The sequence below is a fragment of the Methylovirgula ligni genome (genome assembly GCF_004135935.1).
GTDB lineage: Bacteria > Pseudomonadota > Alphaproteobacteria > Rhizobiales > Beijerinckiaceae > Methylovirgula > Methylovirgula ligni.
Genome location: NZ_CP025086.1, coordinates 2,796,848 through 2,815,125, shown reverse-complemented (window position 1 = coordinate 2,815,125; position 18,278 = coordinate 2,796,848). Strand labels below are relative to the sequence as shown.

Sequence of the window (18,278 nt, the reverse complement as noted above, 5' to 3'; positions counted from 1 at the left end):
CAGCTTGAGGGCTTGGCAGCTTTGCCGGCTTCGCTGTCGCTCGGCCTGCTTCTGCTTACCAGCCCCTGAGCGCCGGCCGGGCCTTGCCCGGGCACTCAGGGGAGCGTCGCACCAATCAAGCAGCCAGTTCCAATTTCAGATTCGAGCACTCCAATGAACGATTCCGTGCAAGCCAACGGCGCCAAGCCGGCCGATAAAGACCGCGTTTTGATCTTCGACACCACGTTGCGCGACGGCGAGCAATGCCCCGGCGCGACCATGACCTTCGAGGCCAAACTCGAAGTCGCACATCTGCTCGACACGATGGGCGTCGATATTATCGAAGCGGGCTTCCCCATCGCCTCGGAGGGTGATTTCGAGGCCGTTTCCGAAATCGCCAAGCGCACCAAGCGGGCGCGCGTCGCGGGGCTTGCCCGCGCCATCGAGCGCGATATTGCCCGCGCCGGCGAGGCGGTGCGCCATGCCGTGCTGCCCCGCATCCATACGTTCGTTTCAACCTCGCCGATCCATCTCGAACACCAGATGAACAAGAGCGCCGAGGACGTGCTCGAAATCATCGCCCGGACGGTGACGCAGGCCCGCAACCTTGTCGACGATGTCGAATGGTCGGCGATGGACGCGACGCGCACGCCGATCGACTATCTCTGCCGCTGCGTCGAGGCGGCGATCAAGGCTGGCGCCACGACGATCAACCTGCCCGATACGGTGGGCTATGCCATTCCGAGCGAATATGCCGCCATGTTCGCGACGGTGCGCGACCGCGTGCCGAACGCCGACAAGGCCATTTTCTCGGTCCATTGCCACGACGATCTCGGCCTCGCCGTCGCCAACACTTTGGCGGGCATCGGCGCAGGCGCGCGGCAGGTCGAATGCACGATCAACGGGCTCGGCGAGCGCGCCGGTAATGCCGCGCTGGAAGAAGTCGTAATGGCTCTGAAGACGCGCGCCGACAAGCTGCCCTATTACAGCAACGTCGATTCGACGATGCTCACCCGCGCCTCGAAGCTCGTCTCGGCCGTCAGCTCGTTTCCGGTGCAATACAACAAGGCGATCATCGGCCGCAACGCCTTCGCGCATGAGAGCGGCATCCATCAGGATGGCATTTTGAAGAATGCCCAGACCTACGAGATCATGACGCCGGAGAGCGTCGGCGTCAGCAAGAGCTCGCTCGTCATGGGCAAGCATTCGGGCCGCCACGCCTTCCGCGAGAAGCTGCGCGAATTGGGCTACGAGCTCGGCGAGAACGCGCTGCAGGATGCCTTCACCCGCTTCAAGAATCTCGCCGACCGCAAGAAGACGGTCTACGACGAGGATCTGATCGCGCTGGTCGATGACGAACTGGTCAGCGCGCATGAGCGGATCAAGCTGGTCTCGCTCGCCGTGATGGCCGGCACGGGCGGCCCGCAATCGGCGGCGCTGACGCTCGATGTCGAGGGCACGCAGAAGACCTTCCAGGCGACAGGCAACGGGCCGGTCGATGCGATCTTCAACGCCATCCGCGCGCTGGTGCCGCACGAGGCCGTGCTGGAGCTCTATCAGGTCCATGCCGTCACGCAGGGCACCGATGCGCAGGCGGAAGTCACGGTCAAACTGGCCGAGGGCGGCCGCTCCGTGACCGCGCGCGGCGCCGATCCGGACACGCTCGTCGCCTCGGCGCGGGCCTATATCGCGGCGCTCAACAAGCTCGCCGCGCTGCACCGGCGCAGCCAGGAGAGCAAGGCGGGCTGATCCCTGCCCGCCTCCGTCAAACGGATTTTTCCCCAAGCGCCGCGAATGGCTTGCGCGGCGCGCAATGTTCGCTTACATGCTGCCGGCGCGCCGCGTTCCGGCAGCGCAGGTGGTTCGCCTCACGAACGTGAGGGCGCATAGCTCAGTTGGTAGAGCAGCTGACTCTTAATCAGCGGGTCCAAGGTTCGAGCCCTTGTGCGCCCACCATTTAAATCAAAGGCTTAGCCGAAATATTTAAGGTGTGTTAGACACTTTTGTTCGGGCTTTGGTTCCAAGCGAGTTGAGCTTGTCGAGCGCCTCGCGCGTTTTCGAAGAGATGCCGGCGGTCAAGGAGTAATGGACGGCCAATGTCAGCGTTTGGGGCGCGTTGACCAATAGGTAAGTCCGCCAAGTCAGCGAATCTCGGAGAGGTCACAATACGTCTTGACGAGCCTGCCAAGCGTACCGGCAATGCTTCTTTTCAGCCACCCGCCCGTTCGAGCCTGCTAATTCCGTGAAGAACTCTCCGGTCCCATGGTCGCGTAGCGGAATGGGGATAGAGCGAACCTCTCTCATCTCCCCGCTGTACGACGAGTTTGCCGGAAACCTATTACGCATCGTATCGCAGCCGTCAGGTTGCCTGCCAAAGCGTTTCATTATTTCGAGTAACAATAGCGGGCACGCAGAGAAGGATTGCTCGAAAGCGATCAACCGGTATTCTAGAAAGTATGAGCCAACTCGTCAGCGGTCTGACTTTTTCGTGCGCCTAACGAAGCGGCAAATTGCGATGCGGCCTGACGGATGCGCTCTTGCAGAACCGGCTCGACAGCCACGCCATCGACGAAGTCACCGTCATTGGCATAGACCGCGGTCGGAATCGTCAGCGCCGAAAAGAACCCGAAGAGCGGACGCAATTGGTGCTCGACAACCAGCGCATGCCGCAGCCCGCCGCCTGTCGCCGCCAACAGAACCGGCTTATCGGCGAGAGCCAGCGGGTCGACAAAATCGATGAGATGTTTGAACAGGCCCGGATAGGAGCCCTTATAAACTGGGACCGAAACGATGAGCGCCTCGGCGCTCTCTATCGCCTCGACGATTTCCTGCGCCCCTGAAGGCAAATTGGCGCGGGCGAATGCACCCACGCCCTGCCCCGCATCAACGAGGTCGAAAGTTTGCGCGTCGAGCGCAATCTGCGCCGCGGCCGCTTCGAGCACGGATTGCGCAAGCGATCTCGATTTGGACGGGCGATGGGTATTCCCACTGAAGACGACAACTTTGGCCGGCACCGCTGACACTCCCGATATGCTAAACAGTTTCACGTGTGGCAAGGCGCGGCTTCGAAGTCGCTATCGTGTTTACGCAGCGCGAAGGCCATTGCGATCTCCCTTTCGTGAAAGCTGGCGCGACAGTTCGACTTCGAGCACGCCGATAAACGTGTGCAGCTTCTTGCCGTAGGCGCCGATGTCGGTGGTGATGCGGTTGTAGAAAATGACCGCCGGGATCGCCGCCGCAAGGCCCAGCGCCGTGGCGAACAAAGCCTCGGCGATGCCCGGCGCGACCACCGCCAGGCTGGTGTTGTTCGAATTGGCGATGCCCTGGAACGAATTCATGATGCCCCACACCGTGCCGAACAGGCCGACGAAGGGCGCCACCGCGCCGATCGTCGCAAGATTGGGCAGGCGTTTTTGCAGATGCTCGAGCGCGGCGCCGCTGGCAAGCTGCGCCACCCGATGCACCCGGTCCTGCAGATTGTCCGACTGCGCCTCGGTGTGGACGATGTCGGCGGAGCGGTTGTTCTCCTCGACCACCGCCTGATAGACGGAGACGAACGGATCGCTCGCCGGCGCATCGGCGAAGCCTTCCGCGATCGTCGCCACCGGCAGACCTGACTTGACGCTGGCGATGAGCTTGCCCGCGCGCCGGTTCAGCACCGCCAGACGCAGCAGCTTGTCGATGATGATCGTCCAGCCCCAGGCCGAGGCGAGCAGCAGCAGGATGATGACGCTTTTGACGATCGGATCGGCATGCAGAAACAGATCGACCGGCGAAAGACTGGCCGCGACAGTGGCGCTCGCCGCGCTGACGGGATCGGACATTACGGGTTCTTCCTCTTAGGGGACTAATGAAAATCAAATTCGCCTTTGTCTTCGTCCAGCAACTATCCCGCACGTGCTAATGCCTGTTGAAGCGGTTCCCGATCGATCCACGCATCGATATCGATATCGAACGGGATAAATCCGTTTTCCAACAGAAACGTTTGACGCCGCTTCAGGTCAGCCACGAGATTCTCTTCGAGCGACAAATCGAGAGATTGGCTGCGGGACTCTGCAGCCTCATCATACCAATACTCCGCTGTACCCATTTCGGCGGCGAAAATACGTTTAGCCTCTTCGGGATTGGCGTTACCCCATCGCGCCGCGCGAACGATCCGCTCAACATAACGCACAACAATATCCGGACGGCTCCGTAGCAGCGGCGTACTCACAACCAACGTCAGTGGCTCGCTGAAGTGCCGGCCGATGACTTCCGCCGCCGAAAATTGCTCGCGCAACGCAATTCCGTTCGCCCCGTGGGCCACGATCGCGTCGACCTCCCCCCGCAGCAAGGCCAGCAGTTCCGGTGTGTGCAATCGGTTAAGACGTGGCGTATTCTTTGAGTGATCGGGATCTCCCACGTAGCTGGTCGCAACCGGGACATCGACAAGTTCAACGTCCGTCCGTCGAAGGCCGCCTTCTGCGAGCAACCCGTCAACGCTTTCGAGCGTCGAGGCTCGCCAATAATCGATCTTGTTCAAAGCCCAATTGGCGACACCGATGCGCCTTCCGCGCAAATCGTCCAATTTTCGTATGCCGGAGCCAGGGAGCGCGATGATCGAGCGGTAACTTTGCAAGGCCTGCAAGCCGATTAGCGAGATGTCCTGCCCCTGAGATCGGGCATAAAGCGCCGGGATGCTGCCCCCCTGGCGGAAAGAATTGGCGAGACTATGCGTGAAATGCGACTCGCGTACATTCTTATCACTGGCACCGCGAATGGAGCGAACGGCGATGCCGTCCGGGCGGAACTCGTCTTCAAACCATCCATGTCTAATGGCCAGCCCGGAAGCCGTCGGAACAGAGCACCGCGTAAACCAAATCTCTTCGACTCGGATCTTGGGGAATGTAGCTACATCAGCGGTCGTCATAAATCGCCTCCATATGACTAGGGGTAGCAGAACGCGTCACTTCCAACAGCGGCAACAGCCGGTCAGCGAGCACGGTCGATTGTTCTCGCAACGCGGAACTCGCGCTCGACTCGTAAAATGCGCTTCCGTTCAGCGGATGTCCGATCGCCGAGAAGGATTTTGATAGAGTCCCGTCCGCAGCTATGATTGCACCATTCTCGTCGGCATCGATTCCAGAATTCAGGGGCCCTGGGCGCACCAATCCACGCCGCAGCAGATTTTGCACGAGCCTGTCGTCGATACGTGACCAGTCATATTCGAACCCGATGCAGCGAATAACCCTGTCGGTCTGGTGATAAATGGCTGACGTCGCACCGCGCGGCCTGAGATGGATGCCCAGACGCTCTCCGCAGATATCGATCCGCGCCACCCGCCCCGCGATCGACGTAAGGCGGCCTTCACGTACTGCGCGTTCGACCAACGCTATCGCAGATGGCGGCGCCGAATGACCTAAGGTACGACTCTGAAGATGACGCAAGAAGCGCCGTTTTTCCGCAAGCGACGCCGTTCGCCACAGCGCCCCGATATGCGGACGGATGGACGCAGCCACGGCCTGCCAATTGAAGCCAGCGGCAGTCGCCGAAGCTATTTCCGTCCGAAGCAATTTTAGGAGAGAAAGTGCTGTTGTCGGTGGTTCACGATCGGCTAGGAAGTCGTGCCAGGGTTCGCCCGTATAGGCGGGGTTTGGCATAAGCCCCAATCTCGAGACCACTGTATAACTGCCGCGATATCCACGCCGCTCCAGCGATGCGACGCAGTCGATCATCGTCAAGTGACTGCCAATGATCGCGACATCGTGTGCCTTCAGTAAGGACTCGAAAATCCCCTCCTTCCAGGGATTGGATAGATAGCGTGAGTCGTCTTCTAAGGCAGTTGCGACCTCCATGCCGCCGGATGATGTGAACACGCCATTGGCCAGAATGACGTGATCCGCTTTCAGCCATTCCCCGTCAGCAAGTCCGACAGCCAGCCCATCACCATCCTTCTTAATATCGACGGCCGCCTGCTGGATATGTTTGAACACCACATCGGTGTGAGCGCCACGAACCGCCGCCTTTAATTCCGACTGGATATAGCTTCCGAAAAGCCAGCGCGGCGAGAATGCCTCGACGAAATTTCCGTCTTCAGGACCGGGCCATCCCTCCGCTATCGCGTTGTTACTAAGCCAGCGCGGAAAATGATCTGGCTCTCCTGGCCGAATGATATGACGTCGCGCGGGGGCGTTCAGCCGATGTTCGAGGTCGCGTGTTGAATAAGCTACGCCGCGTCCAGGCTCCTCATGTGGATCAATTAAAAATATTTGAAGTGGAAATGCCGTGCGCCAAAGCAGCTTGAGCGCTGCACTCACGCCGGATAATCCGCCTCCCACGATGACAACGCTGGATGAGCGCTTTTGACCCGGTTTTGATTCTGTTTTGTCGCGCAACATAGCCATCTCTTCGTTTAGTCAATATTCGATGCGTGGATCGATCCACGCGTGAACGAGGTCCACGACGATGTTCGCGATAACGGCAAACATGGCTGACAGCACCAGTATGGCGAGCAGAACCGTGAAGTCGCGCTTCATGACCGCTTCAAACGCAAGACGTCCCAGGCCCGGCCAATTGAAAACCGTTTCCACGGTGACAGCACCGCCGAGCATTGCGCCAATGTGATTGCCGGCCACGGCCGTGATTGGCAGCAGCGCATTTCTGAGCATGTGCTTCCAGACGACCGTGCGGCTGTGCAAGCCTTTGGCGACGGCAGTCTTTATATAATCTTGGTGCCGTACCTCGAGCATCGAGGCGCGCACCAGTCGACCGTAAATCGCGGTATAGAAAAGCGATAGAGTCGCGGCCGGCAGAACGAGGTGACGAAGGCGATCGCCTATTAAGGCGGCGCCAGAAAGATCAATCCCCAGAGTCTGAGCGTCGCCGAGTGGAAGCCAGCCCAACCGCACGACGAAGATCTCAATCAAAGTCAACCCGACACAGAATGCGGGTACTGAGTACAGAAACAGAAGTGCCAATGAGATGAGCTTATCTGTGATCCCACCCCGCGAATAGGCAGAGGCCACTCCGGCAAGAATGCCCGTGCTTAGTGCGATGACGAACGAGGTAACCGCCAGCAGAACAGTGGCAGGCAGGCGCTGTGCTATCAGGTTCGCGACCGGCGTGTTGTAAATATACGAGTAGCCGAAATTGAACCGCGCAAGATTCACGATATAATTAAGAAGCTGCCGCCCGGTGCTTTGATCAAGTCCCAGATCATGGCGCCATTTTGCGATTTCCGTCGTGTCCGTCGTACCCATCTGTGACGCCATGACATCAACGGCATCGCCATGAAGAGATTTAAGAAGCACGAAGCTGACAATGATGACTCCAGCCAATGTCGGAATCGCGCGGGTTAGAACCCGTACGAGGAAACGCAATGGGGGAGAGAGATCGCGATGGAACTCCGCAACCGTCATGTCGCCCTCGGATCGATATAGACATCTGCAAAATTGCCGGCCAAACCCTCCACTGTGACGGTGTGATTGCGGACCTTACGGTGATAGATCGTATAATTCGTCAGAGACAGAAGATTGATGTGAGGAAGGTCTTGACTAACGATGAGCTGGAACTCGCGGTATTGCGCGACGCGCTTATTGATATCGATTTCGGTTGACGCGGCCTCCAAAAGTTCATCGACGCGCGGATTGGTGTAATGGGCGCCGTTGGAGAACGGTATTCCAGGTCGGAACATTTTTGACCAGAATAATTTCTGCACGCCGACGGTCGGATCGTAGTCATTGGCGACGGTAATATGCGCAAAATCAAAATCGCGCTCCGTATAGATTCGTCGGACGTAGGCTCCGAAGTCCTGCGAGCGGATCGAGACCTCGATACCGACCCTGGAGAGCGACGCGCGAATATATTGCGCGAGTTGCCGGTATTCGTCGCCATAGGGGAGATAATCGAAAGCGAGTCGAAAGCGAATTCCGTCCCCGCCTCGCGGCAGACCCGCACTGTCAAGTAAGGCATTAGCCCGCATGAGATCATAAGGGTGTGCAGGGACGTCGACGTGGAAAGGCTTCAAGTCCGGCACGATCGGACTATTCGAAACAACACCGCGCCCGTACCAGATAATGTTCAACATCCTCGGAACGTCTATCGCATGGGCGATCGCCTGACGTACGGCGAGGATATTGAACGGGTGCCGGTCGAGATTGAATAACAGTTGGGTCAGGAAACCGAGCCACGCGTACCCGCGCGCATCCGAGCGTAACTCCGGCAATTGCAAAACCCGATCGAATTCGTTTGGCGGTACGGGATTGCCGCCCCCAATATCGACATCGCCGGTTTCGAAGGCGGCAACCCGCGCACTACCGTCGCCAATAAACTTGATGATGAGGCGGTCGATGTAAGGTTTCGGATGATCCCAATAATCCGGATTGCGGATCAGCGTGACATGGCTTCCACGCTCCCAATCAAGAAATTTGAATGGGCCAGTACCGATCGGCGCGTTGTTGACCGGATTCGTCCTGGGATCCGTACCCTCGTAAAGATGCCTTGGAAAGATCGGCGAGAATTCGGCACGCAGCGCGCCAAGGAGAGCCGGCGCGGGCGCAGATAATCTTATGATCGCCGTAAGCTCATCCGGCGTATCGACCCCCACCACGTTGACCAACGTCGCCGAACCGTAAGGATGCACCTTTCTTAGTGACGATATAGAGTAAGCAACATCGCTCGACGTCAGCGGCTTACCGTCGTGCCAGCGCAGGTTTGGTCTCAGCTTGAATTCGTAGGTCTTGCGATCGTCACTGATCCTCCAGCTTGTGGCGAGCTGCGGCTTGGGGTTTCCCGCGAGATCAAACGCAATCAAACCTTCAAGAATTTTCGGACTGATTAACCTGCTCGGACCCGAGAATGCGACGGCGCTGAGCGCGATTGGTTCACTCGGAATGACCATTTTGAGAACGCCGCCGGAGATTGGCGTTGGCAATGCAACTTGGGGCCACAACAGGCCAGATGCGCCGGCGGCTGCGCCACCAAATCCAAACGTACGACGCGTGATTTCGGCCATTCTCAGGCGCCCTGTGATGCGGAGATATGCGTCGAATCCGCATAACGCGACTCCGGGCGCTCCAGCCCAAGGTTCTCTCGCAGCGTCCGGCCCTCGTATTCGCGCCGGAGAATTCCACGCCGCTGCAACTCCGGCACGACAAGGTCGACAAAGTCGTTCAGGCCCCCGTCGAGCCACGGCGGCATGAAGTTGAAGCCGTCGAAAGCATAACTCTCGAACCATTCCTGAATGTAGTCGGCGACTCTCTCCACCGAACCGATGGCGAATCCGTGGCCGCGCGAGGTGACCATTTTGCTATAAAGATCGCGAATCGTCAGATTCTCTCGACGTGCCATCGCGGCGATCAAAGCTTGCCGTGCTTTTCCGCCATTCGTCGGCGGTAACACATCGGGCAATGGCCCATCGACCGAATATCCGGATAGATCGATATCAAGCATACTCGAAAGCATGCGCGCGCCGACCTCAGGCGGTGTCAACGACTGCAATAGACCGAGCTTGTCTGCAGCCTGCTGCTCTGTCCTGCCGACGATGATGGATAGGCCCGGCAGGATCTTAAGCTGGTCTGGAGACCGACCGAATTTGGTCATTCGACCTTTGACGTCAGCGTAGAAGTCTTGCGCCTCGCCAATTTCGTTTTGCGCCGTAAATATAACCTCCGCCGTCCGCGCCGCGAGTTCCTTACCGGGCTCGGATGACCCCGCCTGCACGATCACCGGCCTGCCTTGAGGTGGGCGGGCAATATTGAGCGGACCACGCACGGAAAAGTGCTGGCCTCTATGATCCAAGACGTGGACCTTCTCCGGTTCATAATAGCGGCCTGATACTTTGTCGCGGACAAAGGCATCATCATCCCAGCTATCCCAAAGCCCGAACACAACGTCCACGAATTCTTCAGCCCTTTGATAGCGGTCAGCGTGGGCGAAGTGCGCATTCCGATTAAAGTTCTGTGCCTCCGCGCCGTTTACGGTAGTCACCAAATTCCAACCCGCACGGCCACTGCTGATATGGTCGAGCGAGGCAAATTTCCGCGCCACATGAAATGGCTCGTTGTAGCTCGTCGTTGCCGTCCCAACGAGGCCTATATGTGTCGTCGCGGCCGACAACGCCGACAGCAACGTCAATGGCTCCAGATAAGCGGCCCAGGTCATCTTGCTACGGACGGGATCGCTGGCTGCATCTGCCGCGAGGAAATCCGCGAGAAAGAGCAGGTCAAACTTACCCCGCTCGGCCTTTTGGACCAGCCTCGCGCAGTCGGCGAAGCTGATATCCGTATTCGCATTCGCGTCGGGGTGACGCCAACCGCCTGAGTGATGACCACCGTTTAGAAAGAGACCGAGTTTGAGTTGATCAGGGCGCGCGCCCATGGCTTTCTCCCTACGCCTGCGCGCGCGCATCCGCGCGCACCTTATTGACATTCGCAGGACGCGCGAGCCCGAGATGATCACGCAACGTGCTGCCTTGATATTCGGTGCGGAACAATCCGCGCCGTTGGAGCTCGGGCACGACGAGATCAACAAAATCCTCTAGGCCGCCCGGCAGGTAAGGTGGCATGAGATTGAAGCCGTCCGCCGCTTCGCCCTTGAAGCGCTCTTCAAGCTCATCGGCGATGCGCTCGGGCGTTCCGATGAGAACATGATGTCCACGAGCGCCCGCGATCGCGAGTATGGTCTGCCAAATCGTCAAGTGCTCGCGTTCGGCCAACGCATCGATGAGCTCCGGGCGTGCCTGCTGGACATTGTTGCCGCCAAAGCGTGGTAATGGCGCATCCAATGGATAGGCACTGAGATCGATGCCCGTGGTGCGCGATAACATAGCGACGCCAACCTTGGGGTCGACCAGTTCTTGCAAATGCCCATACTTATCGTCAGCCTCCTCCTGCGTGCGGCCGACGACGGTGAACACACCCGGCATGATTTTCAGCTCGTCTGGCGCGCGGCCATATTTGCTCATGCGATCTTTGAGTGAGCGATAAAAGGCTTGGCCTTCCTTGAGCGTCCGCTGCGCGGTGAAAACGACTTCCGCCGTACGCGCAGCCAAATCCTTACCCGCGTCAGACGAGCCTGCCTGAACTATGACCGGGTGACCTTGCGGTGGCCGCGAGAGATTGAGAGGGCCCTTAACATTGAAATGCGCGCCGCGGTGATTGATCTCGAAGACCTTGTCTTCGTCGAAATAGATTCCCTCCGCTTTATCGGCAACGAAGGCGTCATCGTCCCACGAGTCCCAAAGCCCAACGACGACGTCGACGAATTCGTTGGCCCGGACATAGCGCTCCGCATGCCCCAGGTGCTCCTCGCGGTTGAAATTATTTGCCTCCGCCAGGGAGGTCGATGTCACGACATTCCAGCCAGCACGCCCATCGCTGATATGATCGAGCGAAGCGAATTTGCGCGCCACATGGTAAGGCTCGTTGTATGTGGTTGACGCTGTCCCCACGAGACCTACGTGCGTTGTCGCTGTCGAGAGCGCCGAAAGAAGCGTCAACGGCTCGAAATGAACGAGATGGCCGAGGCGTTGAAGTATCTCGCGCTTCACTCCCTCCGGTCTCTCGCGTACACACACGCTATCTCCGAGAAACACCATGTCGAATTTCCCACGCTCCGCCGTCCGCGCGAGATGCCGATAGTGCGTGAATGATATTTCCGAGCCGGAAGTAACGAGAGGCGAACGCCACGATGCCAAATGATGGCCGACCCCGCGCAGAAACACGCCAAGATGCAACTGACTTTCATGCGAACTCATATGTTCCTCCTATTCCGCCGCTTCTCTGATGAGAGCGGCGGGCGTTTCGACGGATGCTGCGTGATGACAGGCGACGCTATGGTTCACGCCGATTGAGATCAGCTCTGGTTCAGCGCGGTGGCATAGCTCGCTCGCCAGCGGGCAGCGCTGACGAAAGCGACAGCCAGCATCGCTGATAGCTTCAACGGACGGGTCAGAGACGGATAGCGCGGCCTGGGCGCGCCCCTGCCCAGGCACGAAAGCGAACAATGTGCGCGTATACGGATGGCGAGCACCGGAACGAAATTCCGCCTGACGTAGAATTTCGACGATCCGGCCACGGTACATGACGGCAACGCGATCGGACAAATAATTTATGGCACGAAGATCATGCGATATGAAGAGATACGCCAACCCATAGGTACGTTGCAGATCGGTTAGCAAGTTCAGAATTTGCGCCTGGATTGGAATATCGAGAGAAGAGATCGGCTCATCGCAAATGATGAGATCAGGTCTTAAGAGAATTGCACGCGCAATGCCAACACGTTGCCTTTGTCCCCCCGAAAGCGCATGCGGATGACGGTAGAGAACATCTGCCGGCAACCTCACCTGATCGAGAACTTCAGCGATGCGCGTGCGACGTACTGCACGCTGGACACCGCGAACCGCCAAGGGAGTTTCGAGCGCACTCAAAATCGTCTGACGCGGATTGAGTGCCGAACCCGTATCTTGGAAGACCATCTGCATGCGCGCGGCAATATCTCGCGTAAACCGCTTTGAATGCGTAACATCGGTGCCTTGAAAGCGAATTGTGCCGCTAGATGCGGGAATAAGGCCTAAGGCGGTCTTGGCCAGCGTCGATTTCCCGCAACCTGACTCACCGACAAGTCCCAAGGTCTCGCCGGACTCGATCGAAAAGGTAACGCGGTCAAGAATGCGGACTCTCCTCCGCGCCGCCACCCGCTCTACCCCAACGTCTTCAAACGACAACAGCGGCATCGGGCTCACTCTTCTGGAACTGTTGTGGTTCGAAGCAAGCGAACAGATGCTGCTTAACTCCGACTGAAACGAGACGCGGGCGGTGCGTGAGACATTCACTTTCGACTGACTCGCACCGTTTGGCGAAGCGGCACCCGCGAGTTGACCCTGTCGAAGTGTCAATGCCGGAAATTTCGGGAAGACGGCCATTTCGGTAATTAGCATACGCGTCAAGCGATGGAACGGCCCCGAGCAGACGCCGCGTATAGGGGTGGCGCGCCGAGGAGAACAGCACTTGCACGGGCGCGCTTTCGATGATTACTCCGGCGTACATGACCATCACGCGATCTGCCCAATCCGAGACGATACTCAAATCGTGCGTGATCAACAGGACGCTCATGGAAAGCTCGCGCCGCAACCTATCAAGCAGTTGCAGAATCTGCGTCTGTGTCGTGACATCCAGAGCCGTTGTCGGCTCATCGGCAATCAGCAAATACGGCCCGCAAGCCAGCGCCATCGCGATCATGACGCGTTGACGCATTCCACCCGAAAACTGATGCGGGAAATCGTCAATGCGCCGGTGCGCCTGCGGAATCGCGACGAGGTCGAGCAACTCGATCGCGCGCCGGCGCGCTGCCGTTTGTGACAGTTTGAGATGACGGCGTAGCGTCTCGATGATTTGTTCTCCGACGCTCCACACTGGATTAAGCGATGCCAGCGGATCCTGGAATATGATCGAGATGCGTTTCCCGCGTATCTCGTTAAGCTCTGCCTCGGGTACGGCGAGAAGATTACGCCCTTCGAACATAACTTCCCCGGATACTGCGGTCCTTTCGTGCGGGAGCAAGCGAAGCAGCGCCAGGGCTACGGTTGATTTTCCGCAGCCCGATTCACCGACGAGCGCCACCATCTCATTTGCGTGGATGGAGAAGTCGACGCCGCCGATTACCTCGCGTGTACCGAAGCCCACGGTCAGCCCGCGAATGTCTATGAGCTCTCCGTTCATTACCGCGATCTCGGATTGAGTGCGCGATTTAAGCCGTCGCCGATCAGATTAAAGCCAATAACCGTAAAGGCGATGGCGGAGGCCGGAATGGCGACCAGATACCAATCTGAGCGCAGATAATCGCGTCCTTCGCCGATCATGCTTCCCCAACTCACGACGTTCGGGTCGCCCATGCCGAGAAAGGAAAGTCCTGATTCGGTTAAAATCGCGCCCGCAACCATAATTGATACATTGGCGCTAATCGGCGCGATGGCATTCGGCAATATTTCAACAAACACAATTCGTGATGAGCTGTAGCCCAGTGTTCGTGCCGCCAGCACAAAATCTCGCTCGCGCAGCGTGCGAAATTCAGCCCTGGCTATGCGCGCAACGGAGACCCAAGATGTCGTGGCGATGGCGAAGATAATGACGGATATGGACGGGCTGAAGATACCGACAAGAGCCAAGACGAAAAGGAATGACGGAATCGTCTGGAACAGTTCCGTTATCCGGCTGAGAAATTGATCAAGGTATCCGCCGAAATACCCCCCGGCCCCGCCGCCGACGATACCGATCAAAAGTCCGATCGTGGTTGCACCAATCCCGACCAGTAGAGAAGCGCTGGCACCATGCACAACTTCAGCCGCAAGATCACGACCCAGATCATCAGTGCCGAAGATGTAGCGAGCGCTTTCGCCCGGACGCATAAGTGCCGGGGCGACCATATTCAGCGGGTCGCCGGGATATAGAACCGGCGCCAGAATGACCGCGGTGAGCAAGACCGCGAGAATTCCGGCTCCGGCCACGAGCGAGCCGTTCCTGCCAATGCTGCGAAGCAAGGCAGGTTTGGCGGATTTTGTGCCGGCTGCGATAACATCGCTCATGCGTATCTAACTCTCAGAATACATATCTTACGCTGCCGACGACCAGGCGAGGTTCGTTGTAGAACACACCGTAGTAGAGAAGCGTCCCGGTCTTTGGCTGCACCGTGTAGGCGAGCCACTGCGGATAGCGATCATCGAGGATGTTTTCGGCGTCGACCCGGAAGATCCAACGTTTGTCAGGCGTCGTGTAGCTCACAAAGCCGTTGAACGTAGTCTGGTCCGGAATTCGATTGACCGTATTGTTCAATGCGTCGTTGTAAGTGAAAGACTTGTACTGAGCGTTTCCACCGATGAGATATTGGCCCGGGGCGTTAACCGGAATCGCGTATGTTGCGCCCAGATAGCCCTGCCAGGTCGGGGAGTTCGGCAAACGCGCGCCATTGAAAGGCGTGGTATTCAGGACAAGACCATTCGCATAAGTGGTCTGCGCTGCGACACCGTCGAAATGGTTGAGTCTGGCGTCAAGATAGGTGCCGCTGAGGCTGACGTTAAGATTTGGAACGATGTTAACGGATGACTCAAGTTCAATTCCCTTCGAGCGGCCAGTACCCGCGTTGAACCGGTGACTGATGAGCGTAACCGGGTCCGTGGTTGTCAGTTGCACGCCGCTAACGTCATCGTAGAAGGCATCACCGTTCAGCGTTACCCTCTCGCTCAAAAACGAGCTGCGGAAGCCGACCTCATAGTTGGTGACAACCTCGGGACCGAAGGCAAGGCTGTCCTGAAGCTGCGACGAGCCGGTCGGCGAATAGCCGCGATAGTCGAACCCGCCATCCTTCTCCCCCTTCGAGAAGGTCGCGTAAGTCGCCAGATCTGGAGTCCACTGGTAGTCCACATTCACTTTCGGCGTGAACCGCGTCCAGGCCTGAGAGCCATTGTCTATCCAGTTGAGCGTTGTCCCTCCCGGGACCGAGCCGATCGTGTAATCCTGATAGGCGTAGAGCAGCTCCTGGTCCGGAATATAGCCCGTCACCTTGTAAGCGGAGGTCGGGCCTAGCGAATAGTTCTGCATGTTGGAATATTGATAATTGTAATTCCAACGTCCGCCGAAAGTCAGAGACAGCTTGTCTGTCGCCTTAAACGTCCCCTGCCCGAAGAACGCGAACTCTTTGTCTTCCTGATTGGCGAGGGTATAAACCGGCAGGAAGGTCGAGAGATTTGGATTCGGATTGAGCGTTGACGAACCGTTGTTCGTACCTTGGCGAATCCAGTCTTCGTTCGACGCCCAATTCCCGATAGAGAAGTTGAAACGTTGGAAGTCGCCCGCCAAGCGCGTCTCCTGGCTGACGAAAACATCGCTGTACCCGAGCAGGCCGATACCCTGTGCATAAGGATCGCCGGTATTGTCGAACGCCGCGTAGTCGTCGAAGGATCGATAGGCAGTGATCGACTTCAATTTCAACTGATCGGTGAACGCATAGGTCCCAACCGTCGACACCCCAAGTTCGTGATATTTGTTCCAAGGATCGATATTGCTGAAGGCGATGTTGGGATTCGTTGAACGGGACAGGTCACCCCATAATACCGCATCGCCATCGTCCAATGTGGCGTCAAACGTCGTCGTGATATCGAGCTTTTCCGTCGGCGTGAAACGCAACTTCGCGCGGAAATCCGTTGTATCCAGATTGTTTCCGTGATGGCCGTTCGTCACGTCGTAGGTATATCCGTCGCGCTGGTGGTGCTCGATGGCAAGACTTCCGTAGACCTCGTCCTTGATGATTGGACCACTGACGATTGCGGCAGATCTCACTTCATTGTAGCTGCCATAGCCGACGAGTGCCGTTTCGGTCAGTGTATCTGTCGGCTGTTTAGTATGGACGTTTATGGTTCCGGCTTCAGCGCTGTGACCATAGGCAAAGCCTTGCGGCCCGCGCGCGATGTCGATCGTATCGATATCGAGAAGGTCTAGATTCGCTCCCAACGTGCGCGGCAGATAGACGTCGTCCAAATAAAGAGCGACCGATGGGTGACCCTGCTGATCGAGTTCGCCCATGCCGCGCATAAAAATTGTGACGTGCGAAGGTGTGATGCCGGTCTGGGGCATGAACACACCGGGGGTGACTGAGATAATGTCGTTGAGCTTAGTGGCGCCCAGGGCATCCAACGTCTTGGACGTCAGCCTGGTGACCGTCGTTGATTTATCTGGGGGCGGCTGCTGAGTCGTTGTCGCCACGACAACCACGTCTCCCACATCTCCACCGTTAACGGCTTGAGCCAAAGCTGAGCCGACGTCGCCGGCATCTCCCACCGCGGCGATAGATGTAATCAACGTTAAGCCTCTAATACTAAAATGAAATATCGACTTTTGCCCAAGCTCGGCCATTCCAACCCCCGCCCATACTTAGCTTGACAAAAGTCTTAGTCCACTATTTTTATAGATTTAAGGGATTTTTCGGACTTAGCTTATTCGCAGGGGGCATTTGTGATGGCGATGACGCTCCGAACCCTCGTTCTCAGTGACGAAAGCGGCGCCTCAGCGTCTTGGAGAAAGGTATGAACTTGCAGCAGTTGCGCTCTGTTTTGGCGGCGCATCGGCATCGTCTAAATTTAACGAAAGCCGCATCTGATATTTTCGCTTCGCAATCCAGCGTGAGTAAGCAAATCCGCGAACTTGAGACGGAGCTCGGCTTCGATATTTTTATTCGCAAGGGGAAGCGTTTAATCAGTCTGACGGAATCGGGCGAACAGGTCATTTCGCTCATCGAGCAGGCCGTGCTCGCGACGGACAACGTCAAACGCTTTGCCGATCAATACAGCAGCGACGATGGCGGACGTCTCGTCGTGGCGATGGCGAACAATTTGGCGCTTCATTTTCTGCCGCCGATTCTCCAGAGATTCAACCGCCTTTATCCGCGGGTAACGATCGACTTGCTGAACACCGATTCACGCCAACATTTTCAATCGGTCATGGACGGCGCCGCCGACATCGCACTGGGTTCAGGAGAAATCGAAACGTCTTCGGAGATGATCACCTTTCCAGCTTTCACCTGGCGCTATGTTGCAATCGTTCCGCAGAATCACGAGTTGGCGAACGCTGAAGCATTGTACTTTGGGGACATCGCGCAATACCCCATCATCACTTACGATCCTCGTATGGAGGGAGGGCGGCAGGCCCGAGACGCGTTTTTGTCTGCAGGCCTGCAGCCTAATATCCGAATTACCGCGTCAGATGCCGCCATTATAAAAGAATATGTGAAACTGGGCTTGGGCGTCGGGATCGTTTCCGAAATCGCGATCAACGAAAGCGATCGCCAAACATTAACAGTGCTGCCGACGCAACAATCGTTCGGAATCCGCTTGGCGAAGATTGCCATCCGGCGGAACAAATTACTCCAATCCTTCGCCTACCGCTTCATCGAAGCCTTGGCGCCTCATTTGCCTCAAGAGAGGATCGATCGCGCACTTCGCCAAGGCGATATCTACACGCCGTCCGAAATTCCGTCTTGGCCAATTTGGACACAGGGCTTGAACGGCACGTTCGACGTTATAGACCGCTGACTATATTAGTCGGATGCATGTTTGAACGATGTGCAAGTAGGCGAGACGAGCAAAATTCTCGGCGGGGCGGGAATACCGATCGAATGGTGGCCGATAGTGTAGATGACGAAAAGTGCACTAAACCAATCCGCAAGCACCGCAATTTGCGTGCCCAAGGGGAATCGCGCCCCCGTTTTTGGCGTGAAAGATTCAAAAACAAGAATCCCGGACGGCACCCGATTGCTCCTCGCTCGCCCCTTCG

General features: G+C 57.4%; 14 protein-coding genes and 1 tRNA gene. 3 read left to right on the top strand and 12 right to left on the bottom strand.

Going from position 1 to position 18,278, the window contains the following annotated elements; translation table 11 throughout:
* Positions 1–153: 153 nt before the first annotated feature.
* Positions 154–1,728 carry a 2-isopropylmalate synthase gene (locus CWB41_RS13475; protein ID WP_115837937.1) on the top strand — a complete coding sequence of 525 codons (1,575 nt, stop codon included), beginning with the start codon at positions 154–156 and terminating at the stop codon, positions 1,726–1,728.
* 131 nt (positions 1,729–1,859) lie between these two features.
* A tRNA-Lys gene (locus tag CWB41_RS13470) sits at positions 1,860–1,935 on the top strand.
* A 491-nt stretch (positions 1,936–2,426) separates the two neighbouring features.
* Here the strand turns inward: CWB41_RS13470 and msuE are convergent.
* From msuE to CWB41_RS13410, 12 genes are all read right to left on the bottom strand, one after another.
* Positions 2,427–2,993 carry an FMN reductase gene (gene msuE / locus CWB41_RS13465; RefSeq protein ID WP_115837939.1) on the bottom strand — a complete coding sequence of 189 codons (567 nt, stop codon included), beginning with the start codon at positions 2,991–2,993 and terminating at the stop codon, positions 2,427–2,429.
* 69 nt (positions 2,994–3,062) lie between these two features.
* Positions 3,063–3,803 carry a MotA/TolQ/ExbB proton channel family protein gene (locus CWB41_RS13460; protein WP_129396450.1) on the bottom strand — a complete coding sequence of 247 codons (741 nt, stop codon included), beginning with the start codon at positions 3,801–3,803 and terminating at the stop codon, positions 3,063–3,065.
* Between the two features lie 62 nt (positions 3,804–3,865).
* On the bottom strand, positions 3,866–4,888 hold the full coding sequence (locus tag CWB41_RS13455; RefSeq protein ID WP_115837430.1) for an ABC transporter substrate-binding protein: 1,023 nt from the start codon (positions 4,886–4,888) through the stop codon (positions 3,866–3,868).
* Positions 4,875–6,356: an FAD/NAD(P)-binding protein gene (locus CWB41_RS13450; protein WP_165204353.1), complete on the bottom strand. Its 1,482-nt coding sequence runs from the start codon at positions 6,354–6,356 to the stop codon at positions 4,875–4,877. Before CWB41_RS13450 ends, CWB41_RS13455 begins: the two co-directional genes overlap by 14 nt.
* Positions 6,357–6,374: 18 nt before the next feature.
* The gene (locus tag CWB41_RS13445; protein ID WP_115837432.1) at positions 6,375–7,376 is read right to left on the bottom strand and encodes an ABC transporter permease; all 1,002 of its coding nucleotides are present in this window, start codon (positions 7,374–7,376) and stop codon (positions 6,375–6,377) included.
* Entirely contained in the window at positions 7,373–8,971 is a 1,599-nt protein-coding gene (locus tag CWB41_RS13440; protein WP_115837433.1) for an ABC transporter substrate-binding protein, read from the bottom strand. Before CWB41_RS13440 ends, CWB41_RS13445 begins: the two co-directional genes overlap by 4 nt.
* Before the next feature lie 2 nt (positions 8,972–8,973).
* Entirely contained in the window at positions 8,974–10,335 is a 1,362-nt protein-coding gene (locus tag CWB41_RS13435) for an LLM class flavin-dependent oxidoreductase (protein ID WP_115837604.1), read from the bottom strand.
* 10 nt (positions 10,336–10,345) lie between these two features.
* Positions 10,346–11,713 (bottom strand): LLM class flavin-dependent oxidoreductase, encoded by a 1,368-nt coding sequence (locus CWB41_RS13430; RefSeq protein ID WP_115837434.1) that lies wholly within the window; start codon positions 11,711–11,713, stop codon positions 10,346–10,348.
* A 9-nt stretch (positions 11,714–11,722) separates the two neighbouring features.
* A complete protein-coding gene (locus CWB41_RS13425; protein ID WP_115837435.1) occupies positions 11,723–12,691 on the bottom strand; it encodes an oligopeptide/dipeptide ABC transporter ATP-binding protein in 969 nt (322 codons plus the stop codon).
* Positions 12,672–13,676 carry an ABC transporter ATP-binding protein gene (locus tag CWB41_RS13420; protein WP_115837436.1) on the bottom strand — a complete coding sequence of 335 codons (1,005 nt, stop codon included), beginning with the start codon at positions 13,674–13,676 and terminating at the stop codon, positions 12,672–12,674. Before CWB41_RS13420 ends, CWB41_RS13425 begins: the two co-directional genes overlap by 20 nt.
* Positions 13,676–14,539, bottom strand: coding sequence for an ABC transporter permease (locus CWB41_RS13415; protein ID WP_115837437.1), 864 nt, complete (start codon positions 14,537–14,539; stop codon positions 13,676–13,678). Before CWB41_RS13415 ends, CWB41_RS13420 begins: the two co-directional genes overlap by 1 nt.
* Positions 14,540–14,552: 13 nt before the next feature.
* On the bottom strand, positions 14,553–16,862 hold the full coding sequence (locus CWB41_RS13410; protein ID WP_115837438.1) for a TonB-dependent receptor: 2,310 nt from the start codon (positions 16,860–16,862) through the stop codon (positions 14,553–14,555).
* A 170-nt stretch (positions 16,863–17,032) separates the two neighbouring features.
* Here CWB41_RS13410 and CWB41_RS13405 point away from each other — a divergent pair, with 170 nt between their 5' ends.
* Positions 17,033–18,037, top strand: a complete 1,005-nt coding sequence (locus CWB41_RS13405) for a LysR substrate-binding domain-containing protein (protein ID WP_115837439.1) — start codon at positions 17,033–17,035, stop codon at positions 18,035–18,037.
* Positions 18,038–18,278 lie beyond the last annotated feature (241 nt).